8 protein-coding genes are annotated in these 12,564 nt (G+C 42.6%); 3 read left to right on the top strand and 5 right to left on the bottom strand.

Going from position 1 to position 12,564, the window contains the following annotated elements; translation table 11 throughout:
• Positions 1-21 precede the first annotated feature (21 nt).
• The gene (locus tag SFRI_RS02825; protein ID WP_011636037.1) at positions 22-1,488 is read left to right on the top strand and encodes a diguanylate cyclase; all 1,467 of its coding nucleotides are present in this window, start codon (positions 22-24) and stop codon (positions 1,486-1,488) included.
• 392 nt (positions 1,489-1,880) lie between these two features.
• Positions 1,881-3,974 carry an elongation factor G gene (gene fusA, locus SFRI_RS02830; RefSeq protein WP_011636038.1) on the top strand — a complete coding sequence of 698 codons (2,094 nt, stop codon included), beginning with the start codon at positions 1,881-1,883 and terminating at the stop codon, positions 3,972-3,974.
• 106 nt (positions 3,975-4,080) lie between these two features.
• Here the strand turns inward: fusA and SFRI_RS02835 are convergent, their stop codons facing one another.
• Positions 4,081-4,965: a LysR family transcriptional regulator gene (locus SFRI_RS02835; protein WP_011636039.1), complete on the bottom strand. Its 885-nt coding sequence runs from the start codon at positions 4,963-4,965 to the stop codon at positions 4,081-4,083.
• Positions 4,966-5,059: 94 nt separating this feature from the next.
• Between SFRI_RS02835 and SFRI_RS21615 the strand changes: the two genes are divergently transcribed.
• Positions 5,060-5,212, top strand: a complete 153-nt coding sequence (locus tag SFRI_RS21615; protein WP_086019735.1) for a hypothetical protein — start codon at positions 5,060-5,062, stop codon at positions 5,210-5,212.
• A 141-nt stretch (positions 5,213-5,353) separates the two neighbouring features.
• On the opposite strand, the gene SFRI_RS02840 is transcribed toward SFRI_RS21615, so the two are convergent.
• The 4 genes from SFRI_RS02840 to SFRI_RS02855 all read right to left on the bottom strand — a co-directional run bounded on the left by SFRI_RS02840 (position 5,354) and on the right by SFRI_RS02855 (position 12,564).
• Positions 5,354-5,785 carry a nitrate reductase cytochrome c-type subunit gene (locus tag SFRI_RS02840; RefSeq protein WP_011636040.1) on the bottom strand — a complete coding sequence of 144 codons (432 nt, stop codon included), beginning with the start codon at positions 5,783-5,785 and terminating at the stop codon, positions 5,354-5,356.
• Positions 5,786-5,886: 101 nt separating this feature from the next.
• Positions 5,887-8,370 carry a nitrate reductase catalytic subunit NapA gene (gene napA, locus SFRI_RS02845; protein WP_011636041.1) on the bottom strand — a complete coding sequence of 828 codons (2,484 nt, stop codon included), beginning with the start codon at positions 8,368-8,370 and terminating at the stop codon, positions 5,887-5,889.
• Between the two features lie 412 nt (positions 8,371-8,782).
• Positions 8,783-9,970, bottom strand: coding sequence for a lipocalin-like domain-containing protein (locus tag SFRI_RS02850; protein WP_011636042.1), 1,188 nt, complete (start codon positions 9,968-9,970; stop codon positions 8,783-8,785).
• On the bottom strand, positions 9,967-12,564 hold the full coding sequence (locus SFRI_RS02855) for an ABC transporter permease (protein ID WP_011636043.1): 2,598 nt from the start codon (positions 12,562-12,564) through the stop codon (positions 9,967-9,969). The genes SFRI_RS02850 and SFRI_RS02855 overlap by 4 nt, the downstream gene beginning before the upstream one ends.

Consider the following 12,564-nt stretch of genomic DNA (forward strand, 5'->3'; position numbering starts at 1 on the left):
AGCATACTATTTTGAAAAATAATGCGAACATTGAGTCGGCTTGAGTTCTCTAGCGTATTATTGATTACGCTGTTGATTTTCATTACTTTGATTAACGCTAAGCATGCTAGTGCTTCGGTGGTAGAGACTCAGTCTTTTATCAATTTAAAAAACCGTAATATCATCCGTTACTGTGTTGATCCCGATTGGTTACCTTATGAAGCTATTGTCGATGGCCGCCATACTGGGATTTCATCTGATTATTTAGCATTATTAGCAAATTATACCGATCTGACTTTTGTGTTAATGCCCACCTCGTCTTGGCGACAGAGTTTAGAATTACTTAAACAAGGTGAGTGCGAGTTAACCCCCATTTTAAATCAAACCCCCAAACGCGACGCATATCTCTCTTTTAGCGATATCTTTTTTAAATCTCCAAATGTATTGGTGTCATTAAAATCCCAGCCTTTTTTGCAAGGATTTGAAAATATAGGTGATCGCTTATTGGCTATACCCAAAGATTATCGTCTAGTGGAATATATCCAACAATTTTACCCCACTATCAATACCGTATTGACTAAGAACGAGCGACAAGGATTAGAAAAGGTTGCTAATGGTGAAGCGGATGTCTTTGTAGGGTCGATGTTTTCTGTTAACGCCTATATTCAACAACATGGGTTAACCTCGTTAAAAATAGCGGGGTGGGGGGGTCCTGAAGATGAGCTACGCATTGGCGTTATTCATGCAAAACAAGATTTGCTGTCACAGATTAATGCTGGATTAGCAAAAATCACTCAGGCAGACCATATTTCAGTTTATAAGAAATGGCATAACATTACAGTTGTTGAGGACATCGATTATAGCTTAGTGGTTCAAGTGGTGACTGCACTGGGGATGTTTATCTTATTTCTGCTTTACCGAACAATGTGTGTTAGCAAATACAATGTTCATTTAGAAACCAGCAACAAGCAGTTGCAAAAATTACAGTTAGAACTGGAGAAGAAAAATTGCGATCTCGATTTTTTGGCTCAACATGATCCGCTGACAAAATTGTATAACCGCCAATATTTTAATCAAACCTTTTTAGATGATGCTAGGCAGCCACAAAAAAAAATGCGTCAAAACAATATGAGTTTGATTATCATTGATATAGATTTCTTTAAAGCGATTAATGACAAGCATGGGCATACAATTGGTGACAAAATATTAGTTCAAGTCGCGCAAGTGCTACAAGCATCAGTAAGAGAACTTGATGTTGTTGCAAGGTGGGGCGGCGAGGAATTTGTGGTGGTTTGCCAACATGTAGCGTTACACGATGCCACTGAGCTATGCCAACGAATTACTGATGAACTTAGTCATTTTCATTTTTATCACAATATTAAAGTGACCTGCAGTTTCGGAATTGCCTTGCTGGGTGAGAATGAACCGATCCAAGCTTGCTTTGAACGAGCCGATGCCGCGTTATACAAAGCTAAGCAGTCTGGGCGTAATCAATATTGTAGTGCGTAGATAAAAACGACAGTTTGCTGGATGTTTGTGCCATTAACAAAAATAGATCTTTATGTGAATAAATGCATATTTGTTGTGGTGTGATGTTGTTTCGCGACATTATGTGGCCCTAAAAATGCTTATTTGGCCATTTCATCTAAAATTTAACATTTTTCAGTGAAATCCACCCAAAGATTAAAAAATAATCTACTATATTTTAGTGCATTGTTTTATATGTAATTTGCAGCATTAATTGAGTTTTTTTATGCTAAAAACAAATAAATATTGCAACAGCTATTTGCGCCCAGCAAGGTTCCAATTTACAATATGCGCCTTAATAACCTGATGTGCGGTGTGTCGGTTCTTTTTCGCATGCTCCGTCTACTTCTTAAACTAATCATTAAAGTTGAATCATGACCGAATTATCCAAATACAGAAACATTGGTATCTTCGCTCACGTTGACGCGGGTAAAACCACGACCACCGAGCGTATCCTTAAGCTAACCGGTAAGATCCATAAGATCGGTGAAGTACATGATGGTGAATCAACCACAGACTTCATGGAACAGGAAGCTGAGCGCGGTATTACCATTCAGTCTGCAGCTGTAAGCTGTTTCTGGAAAGATCACCGTTTTAACGTTATTGACACTCCAGGCCACGTTGACTTTACAGTTGAAGTTTATCGTTCGCTAAAAGTGCTTGACGGTGGTATCGGTGTATTCTGTGGTTCTGGCGGCGTAGAGCCTCAGTCAGAAACAAACTGGCGTTATGCTAACGATTCTGAAGTTGCGCGTATCATCTTCGTAAACAAGTTAGACCGTATGGGTGCTGACTTCTTACGTGTTGTTAAGCAAACTAAAGACGTATTAGCGGCTAACCCATTGGTTATGGTTTTACCAATCGGTATCGAAGACGAATTCTGTGGTGTTGTTGACCTACTAACTCGTGAAGCTCACATTTGGGATGATTCTGGTTTACCAGAAAACTTCGAAATTAAGCCTGTGCCAGCTGACATGGTTGACATCGTTGAAGAATACCGTGAAATGCTAATCGAAACTGCTCTTGAGCAAGACGATGCCTTATTAGAAGCATACATGGAAGGTGTTCAGCCATCTATTGAAGACGTTAAGCGTTGTATCCGTGCGGGTACTCGTACAATGGCTGTGTTCCCAACATACTGTGGTTCAGCATTCAAAAACAAAGGTATGCAGTTATTGCTAGATGCCGTTGTTGATTATTTACCAGATCCAGTTGAAGTTGATCCACAACCTCTAACTGACGAAGAAGGTAACGAAAATGGCGAATTCGCAATCGTTGATGTTGATGCACCTTTTAAAGCATTAGCGTTCAAGATTATGGATGACCGTTTTGGTGCGTTAACTTTCGTACGTATCTATTCTGGCCGTTTGAAGAAGGGTGACACCATCCTTAACTCATTCACTGGCAAAACAGAACGTATTGGCCGTATGGTTGAGATGCAAGCTAACGAACGTAACGAACTTGAATCAGCGCAAGCTGGTGACATTATCGCTATCGTTGGTATGAAGAACGTGCAAACTGGTCACACTTTATGTGATCCTAAGCACCCTTGTACACTAGAAGCCATGGTATTCCCTGAGCCAGTTATCTCTATCTCTGTAACGCCAAAAGATAAAGGCGGTTCTGAGAAAATGGGTATCGCTATCGGTAAAATGATTGCAGAAGATCCATCTTTCCGTGTAGAGACTGACATTGATTCTGGTGAAACCATCCTTAAAGGTATGGGTGAACTTCACTTAGACATTAAGGTTGATATTCTTAAGCGTACTTACGGCGTTGACCTAATTGTAGGCGAGCCTCAAGTTGCTTACCGTGAAACTATCACTAAAGAAATTGAAGATAGCTACACGCACAAGAAACAGTCTGGTGGTTCTGGTCAGTTTGGTAAAATTGACTACACTATTCGCCCTGGCGAGCAAAACACTGGCTTCACTTTCACTTCGAAAGTGGTTGGTGGTAACGTACCTAAAGAATTCTGGCCTGCTGTTGAGAAAGGTTTCAAGAGCATGATGAACACAGGTACTATCGCAGGTTTCCCTGTGTTAGACGTTGAACTTGTGCTTCAAGACGGTGCTTTCCACGCAGTTGACTCGTCAGCTATCGCGTTCGAAATTGCTGCTAAAGGTGCTTTCCGTCAATCTATGCCTAAAGCCGGTGCACAACTTCTTGAGCCTATCATGAACGTTGACGTATTCAGCCCAGATGACAACGTTGGTGACGTAATTGGTGACCTTAACCGTCGTCGCGGTATGATCAAAGATCAAAACGCTGGTGTTACAGGTGTTCGTATTAAAGCTGACGTACCGTTATCAGAAATGTTCGGTTATATCGGTTCACTACGTACAATGACTTCAGGCCGTGGTCAATTCTCTATGGAATTTGCTCATTACAGCCCTTGTCCAAACAGCGTTTCTGAGAAAGTTGTTGCTCAAGTTAAAGAACGTAAGGCTGCTGAAGCTAAGAAGTAATTCTAGTTTCGACCTGCCCATAAAAACCGTTGCCTAGGCAGCGGTTTTTTTATGCCTGTTTTATGTGATTTATACGATATCAAATGATTATGACACCGTATTGATATTACTCATGACTGTTTCTGCTGAGCGTTAATAGTGCTTGGGCTGGTGGGGTTAACGGTAGATTCTCTCGCCATATTAATGCCAGATCCCAGGTCATTGCCGGTTGCATCGGTTTAAATACCAGTTTGCTATTGGTTAACCGTTGGCAAATGGGTTCGGGCAAAATCGCGACACCCAAGTTAGCTTCAACCATTGCGGCTAAAAAGTCCCACTGACCTGTTCGAAAGGCGATGTTGAGATGTACGCCAACTTTACGACTTAAATAATTAATTAACTTTGCTAATGAAAAGTCTTCGTTGTAAAGAATGAAAGGATAAGATTCAAAGTCTTGCCAGCGTATGTCAGCATTGTCAGCAAGTGGATGGCCTTCTGGTAAGCAAGCCAGTAAAGGGTATTTAGTCAGAGGTTGGCTTGCTAACTCTGTTTTATGCGTTGTCGGAAGTGCAGTAAAGGCAATATCTAGACTGTTGCTCAATAGTGCTTGCTCACAACCAAATCCGCCATACTCGTACATCTGTAATTCGATTCCGGGATATTTTTGTCGATAATCGGTCAGCAAAGGAGTGATTAAACTACTCATCATAGGGCAAACTCCAAGTCGTAATCGTCCTGATTTTAAGCCACTGAGATTGTTAATACCTTCTTGTAGTCGGTGCCAATGACCTAAAATCTCCCGTGCGCTTTGCTCAAACAATTGTCCTGCTTGGGTTAATTCTACTGTTTGATTATTCCTTATTAACAATTGCTCACCCATATTGTCTTCTAAACGTTGAATGGTTTTTGTCAATGTCGGTTGGGTCATAAAACATTTTTGTGCCGCACGGGTAAAGTTTTTGGTTTCCACTATGGTGAGAAAGATCTGTAAGGTCTTGATTGGGATGTTCATGCTTAAATGGAATCCACTCTATGGTAATTATTCATTTTACCTATGAACCCTAAACGATTACTTTGAACCTGTTAACAAAAACGGAGTAATGGTTATGAAATCAACATCAAGTTTATGGGTCGGTGCGTTATGGCAAGCAGCGATGCCTGTTCAGCATGAGATACAATCATCTAATACATCACAAACAGCTGCAGAACCGAGTTCGCCGGTTACACCGCAGACATCTCAACCAACAAACCCAGCCTAGGCTGGGTTTTGTTTTTAGTTCTTTTGTTGTTCGAGCAAGTACCGTTTTAACACTGACACTAATAACTAATAAAAAAATGCCACTTCGATAGAAGTGGCATTGCTCAAATTGAGGAGTGAGGGGGATTTATATCTTTATCAATTACTTTGTCGTAAATGTGTTTTCCACTAGTTCCTGTTTATTATCTGCTTGTGCAACATGACACTGTACACAGAAGTAGTTCATGCCATTCACTGTGCCCTTATCATCCACAACGTGTGACTTCGCCACTGGCGTTGCTTTCATTCTTTTTGCTTTATCCCAGCTATGGCATGTTAGACAGCCATTTTTGTCTGTAGTGATGCTATAGCTATCTTTATGAGGGATCAACGGCGGTTGTTCAGCAAAGCTGCGCGCGATAGCTTTACCTCTAGTCGGATAGGTGGCGATAGCATCAGCAGGTGAGTTGTCGGTTATGGCGACGTTACCTACACGAGATTCTACTTTTACAGGGGTATTATCTGCTACGGCTTGTTGTCCAGAATATGCGCTAAGGCTTAATAGTATGGCCGCGACGCTAAGTAGTTTTTTCATTTTCATCTCCGTTACATCCTAATGAATGTAGAAATCGAGTGTCGCAGCTGTCAAGGTGTAATAACCCCGCGACAGCTGCAGCAATTAATATTAAAGCGGTATTAGGCTTTAAATATTTTCACTGGACACTTTTTGAAATCAGTTTCTTTTGATAATGGGTCCGTGGCATCCAAAAGCAGCTTGTTCACTAATTGCTTAGCGTCGAAGAATGGCATAAATACCACACCTCTAGGCGGCTTGTTTCGGCCTTTAGTTTCCACTCGAGTATTGATTTCGCCGCGTGGTGATGCAACAGTAACCTCATCCCCTTGGACTAACCCACGAGCTTTAGCGTCAGCAGGGTGCATAAAGACTTGAGCACTTGGCATCGCTTTATGCAATTCTGGTACGCGAGCGGTCATTGACCCTGTGTGCCAATGTTCCAGCACTCGTCCTGTTGACATCCATAGATCGAACTCTTCATTAGGTTCTTCTGCTGCCGGTTCATAAGGCAGTGCAAATATGACGGCTTTGCCATCTGGCTTACCGTAAAAATTGAATCCTTCACCTGCTTTGACATAAGGGTCACTGCCTTCAACAAAGCGGCGGGTGGTTTCTTTGCCATTAACGACAGGCCAGCGTAATCCTCGCGTTTGATGGTAAGTGTCAAAGTCTGCTAAATCGTGTGCATGGCCGCGACCAAATTGTGCATATTCTTCGAAAATACCTTTTTGCAGGTAAAAGCCAAAGTGTTCGTTTTCATCGTTATAAGCACCTTTACAATCGCTGGTTGGGAACTTATTGATTACGCCGTTAGCAAATAACACTTCATATAATGTTTTATCGGCTAACTCTGGTTGTTTAGCGATTAGCTCAGCGGGCCAGACTTCACTGACTTTAAAGCGCTTAGAGAACTCAACCAGCTGCCATAAATCTGACTTAGACCCTTCTGGCGTTGGTACGAGCTGATGCCAGAAATGAGTACGTCGTTCTGCGTTACCATATGAGCCTTCTTTTTCAACCCACATTGCAGTTGGAAGAATTAAATCTGCGGCCATTGCCGTGATAGTTGGGTAAGGATCCGAGACCACAATAAAGTTTTCTGGATTACGGAATCCGGGATAAACTTCATCATTGATATTAGGACCAGCCTGCATATTGTTAGTACACATAGTCCAATAACAGTTTAATTTACCATCTTTAAGCATACGGCTTTGCAGCACGGCATGGTATCCAGGTTTAGCTGGAATAGTGCCGGCAGGGACTTGCCAAAGTTTTTCAGTAATCTCACGATGTTTATCATTGTTCACCACCATGTCAGCAGGTAAACGATGTGAGAATGTGCCTACTTCACGAGCAGTACCACAAGCTGAAGGTTGACCTGTTAATGAGAATGGGCTGTTGCCTGGAGTCGCTATTTTACCGGTGAGTAAGTGAATGTTGTAGAGCATGTTATTTGCCCACACACCACGAGTATGCTGGTTTATACCCATGGTCCATAAGCTCATCACTTTAATGTTAGGGTCGGCATAAGCTTTTGCCATAATCTCAAGTTTTTCAGCCGGTACGCCGCTCATTTTTGCCGCGTATTCAACTGTGTAAGTGCTAACGAATTTAGCATACTCGTCAAAGCTAATCGGTTTGGCATCACCGCTACCTGGATTTTTAGCTTTCTTTTCCAATGGATGTTCAGGGCGCAAGCCATAACCAATGTCAGTGGTACCCAGGGCAAATTTAGTGTGCTTGCTAACAAAGTCTTTGTTTACGGCTTTGTTTTGAATAATGTAGTTGGCAATATAATTTAAGATGACCAAGTCAGTTTGTGGCTTAAACACCATGGCATTATCTGCTAAGTCAAAGCTACGGTTTTCATAGGTAGAGAGTACGTGTACGCGGGCATCTTTATGGCTTAAGCGACGGTCTGTTAAGCGGGCCCACAAGATGGGATGCATTTCTGCCATGTTGGCGCCCCACAATACAAAGTGGTCAGCGGCTTCTAAGTCATCATAACAACCCATGGGTTCATCAATCCCGAAGGTACGCATGAATCCACCAACAGCTGATGCCATACAATGGCGTGCATTCGGGTCGATATTGTTGGTGAGAAAACCAGCTTTATGAAGCTTAGATGCGGCGTAGCCTTCCCAAATAGTCCACTGGCCAGAACCAAACATTCCTACAGAGGTTGGGCCTTTTTTGGCTATGCTGGCTTTCCATTTTTCGGCCATGGTATCAAAGGCAACATCCCAGCTTACTGGCGTAAAATCACCTTCTTTATCATATTTACCATCTTTCATTCTGAGTAATGGCGAGGTTAATCGGTCCTTGCCATACATGATTTTAGATAAGAAATACCCTTTAATACAATTTAAGCCTTTGTTAACAGGGCTTTCTGGGTCGCCTTGAGTAGCAACAATTTTACCATTTTGAGTACCTACTAGGACGCTACAACCTACACCGCAAAAGCGACATGGGGCTTTATCCCATTTTATTTCACTTTTACCTTCTGCAGCTTGAACGATATTAATTGGAATAGCGATACCCACGGCCGACGCTGCTGCGGCAGCGGCGTTGGCTTTTAAAAACTCGCGACGACTGATGCTCATGGTGTTCCTCACTCTTAGAATGTTGTACTTGGTACGTGATAGTCATTGGAGGTGACGTGATAGAGTGAGTCTAGACCTTACTAATAACATGGGTATACCTCAGAATGGGTATAGTGGTTAATAGTTGTGCAAGGTCACATTTTTCAGCGTGATGTAAATCTCATTTTAACAATTAGGTAAATGCTGTTTTAGGGATTGCTTGTAAAGCTTGTAGTGCTTGAGGCACAGCTTTTATTGCCGATTAAAACCTTTCGGTACCCTGTTGCTAACACGGCTCCCAGGAATGGGGAATTGAGATTGTGAGAGGTATGATCTTTATAGGTAGGATACGGCTTGCTTCTCTTCGAGAAAGTCTTCGAGAAAACCTTTGAGCGAATCTTGGTGCAACATTCAACTTAAATGACCAGCAGACCTAGTAACCAGTAAGCTCCATGTAACCTTGACCTTGGTGACTGCCTTTAATCGTAATGGGGCCTTCCCAATATGACGTAGATACTGGCATGTCGCTGTTAGGGTTAACAGCTTGGGTCGTGACGTCGATGGCTTCACTATTAATCTTAATTCGCCATGCAATAGGATGATTGCCTAATGCGGTTTGTTGCCACTGAGTGGGTTGCATATCAATATCACCAGGGTTGTCTCGGCTATTAATATTGTGGCCACTACCATCAGTAAACATCCTTCTGGCACTGTAAAAGTGTGCTTGGTCATTTTCGCCGCGCAGTCTAAATGCCATTAGCGTTGAATTGTCGTCTAAACGCAGTGAAAACCAGTCCCAACCTTGCTGGGCTTTGGTTAAAAATTGTGAACTCCATTCGCGGTCAAGCCAAGCTTTACCGCTGACTAGTTCTGTTACGCCATGACGAGTTATTTGACCTGTTACGTCGATAAAAGGCTGGCTGTAATAGTAAGACGCTACGCTTTGGTCTGCACTTTTGCTGCTATAACCTTTATCACCTTGTAATTGCAGCGGTTGCTGACTATTTAGCTGTAATTGATAACTAAACTGATCACTAGCCACATTTAATGTTGCCGGAAAAAGACTGTCAGACTGACCTAACCATTGCCAGTTTTGCAGATGCACTTCAAACGGTTGCGATTTTACACCTGCAAGTTGCGGGTGCCCTCGTGACCATTTCTCAGCTAATAAATGTTCATTTGATGTGGTTACAGCGGCATGAGCCATGTAAAGCTGATTTGTTTCCCAGTCATTGGTGGCAACTGTCGATTTTTGAGGTGGTGTCATTCCAATGCGAAATTGAGTCCATTGCACGCCAACATCTTCACCTGCAGCCGTGGTCAGGTTTGCGGTTAAATACCACCACTCAATTTTAAAGTCATCGTGCGCTAAATGGTCTTGTGGAAAGTGTAAGGTTTTACCTTGAGTGACTTCGCTATAACCTTCAGCTGATGCAGATGACATGCTACTAATTGTTGACTCTTTTGTGACGCTATCTTGCGCAGGTGAGCAGGCTGTTAACATTGCACACAGAGGCAATGCTAAAAGGAGCATCCATTGTGTTTGCCGTGTTGTAAACTTGGTATGTAATACAAACTTGAAAGCGATGGAGTATATGCCTTTAAAGGTAACAGAGATCATAGCGCTTCCTGTTGCAAACTTGATATCAAGGGTTTTCTGGTTTGCCAATACAAAGGTAAACACACTGCCAGTAAACAACTGACTACAGCAATGATCACCACTTGAGCATATGCAGCCCAATCCCAGACCATGGCGATGCTCCAGCCAAATGCTTGTAATGTGACTTTATGAATTAATAAATAACCCAGTAACGCGCCTGTCGGTAACGCGAGAAAGCAGGTCAAAAATACGATAAATAGCATTTGTACTAACACCATCATCCGTAATTGATTACGGCTAACACCTAGAGCATACAAGCGGGCTAATGGCGCTTGCCTCGCTTGCGTTAGCATTATACAGGCACTGAATAAGCCGATTGCCGCCACCAGTAAGGTCAAACTGTTGAGTACCACAGTGATCGAAAATGTTTTGTTAAACATATTAATCGCTTCTGTTTTAATCCGCTGTTGACTGTACATATAGGCTGAAGACAAGTTGAGCTGTTGGCTAATACTGTTTTGTAGCGGGGTAATATCGCCTTGATAAGACACTGCCAGGCTAATGGGTTTTGCTGGTAATTGAGATTGCTGCCATAAAGACTGAGTGATAATCGCTTCGCCTTGGGGATTACCATAATCGTAATAAATACCGCCAATCGTCATGATGTGTTGATCAAGTTGCGATAGTTGAACTTTATCGCCTATATCGAGTTGGTATTTTATCGATAATGGCTCACTGATCATCAGGCTTTCACCTGCTGTGAAGGTTGTCCAAAAATCATCGGCAGTGGTTTTAAACACGGTTGTTTCAGTTAACGACAAATGGTCACGACTGACTAAATGAATTGGCACTTGTGTTTGCGGTGTTTCAGCTCGATTAAGATGGCTATCGACAGTCCATTGCTCATAAATAGCCTCAACCTTGGGGTCTTGTTTTAATAATAGCGTTAATGTATCGATTTGGTTTGGGTTGGGTCTAATGTATAAGTCTGCATGCAAACGGGCATCGAGCCACTTTTTTAAGGTGATTTCAAAACTACCCACTAAGGTATTCATGGCAATGTTGGCACACAAAGCTAGCAGCATAGCCATCATCGCCAGAGCGAGTGGGGCAATAATCTCTTTGGTTTCGGCAATCACATAATGCCACAACCCTTTAGGCATAAAAGGACTGAGTAAGTTAACCGCCCAATGCAGACATTGTGGTAACAGTAATGGAATCGCGACCGAGAGTACGCCTAGTAATATTAAGCTATGGCGATATTGTTCAGTAAACGCAAACGCGATAGTGCAAACCAAAAGTAGCAATGCCGCAATAATGAATTGTCGCCAATGAATAATACTTAACTGTCGGCTTTGTGGCTGCTTTTGAGCCCCTTGTGCAAGTGGGGTGTTAATAAGGTTTATTAGCATTGGAATACAAGCAGCAAAGGCTGCAGACAGGGTTAATACGAGCGCTTGTGCAAACCATTGCCACTGCCAGTTTCCCGGTAACAATTTAGCACCATATAGCTGCTCAAGAGTCATCGCGACCATAGGTTGTAACCATTGCGATAATTGCAGTCCGACAATAAAACCTAATACACAACCGATAAACACTAAGCAGATTATTTCAATGCTTAGGGCTAGCATGATGGTGCGTCTATCGAGCCCTTGCTGCATGATTTGCACTAGCAATTTTTGACGCTTCATTAAGCTATAACGAACCCCGTTATAAGCGATAAATAAGCCGACCACAAAAGCCAACATACTCATGGCATCAAGATTAAGATGAAAGCTGGCAGTGAGGGCGGTAAGTGATTCGCCTTCACTTGTTTGGGTGGTGAAGTTCAGCTTGGTGGGAACAATCCCTGCTTGGGTTAAGGTATGCGTTAATCGAGCGATTAGTTGCGCATCTGTTTCTGATTCGTTTGCGTCTGAGATATTTGTATCTGCGGAGGGGGAATCAAATACGGCAATGTAACTTAATTTACCCTGCATATTCAGCATAGGTTGAGCGAGTGAGATATCGGCCAAAATAGCAGAACCAAGTCCCCATGAATCGTCAATGGCAACAAATTCAACAGGCATACCATTAAGTATTATGCGGTCAGTGTTGTTAGTCACTTTACTCATGCGTTCGCGCTGGCTTGTCGACATTAGCACTTTAGGTTTGCCTGCCAGTAGTTCTGCTAACGGAATATGCGTCGCTGTTATCGATGAGCTAGTACCCGATTGCTGTAGTTGCATACTGCTGGTAATCGCGGCGACTACATCACTACTATTAACTCGCCATAGCCTGCCTTGTTCATCGGTTGCAATTCCTTCAATGCTGGCGATGGTGTTGAATCCTGCATTGGCTAACGCAAAATAAACCGACTCATCAATGCTGTCCTCAGTGCGGTGACTAATCGATAGTCGAGCTTGTTGGCTCATGAGTTCGGATACATTGCCATAGCTTTGTTTAGCGTTTTCGTTAGTGGCGTATACGCCAATCAATAACGTTACCGCCAGCATGATGCCCAATAAAATTGCGCTAGCTTGCAATGGGGCGTGACGATAATGGCTGGCAAACAGCTGCAAGCATAATCTTAAACGCTTAATTGAGGATAAGTATGATGAAGAGTGAGTCATCAT

The sequence above is a fragment of the Shewanella frigidimarina NCIMB 400 genome (assembly GCF_000014705.1).
Lineage (GTDB): Bacteria > Pseudomonadota > Gammaproteobacteria > Enterobacterales > Shewanellaceae > Shewanella > Shewanella frigidimarina.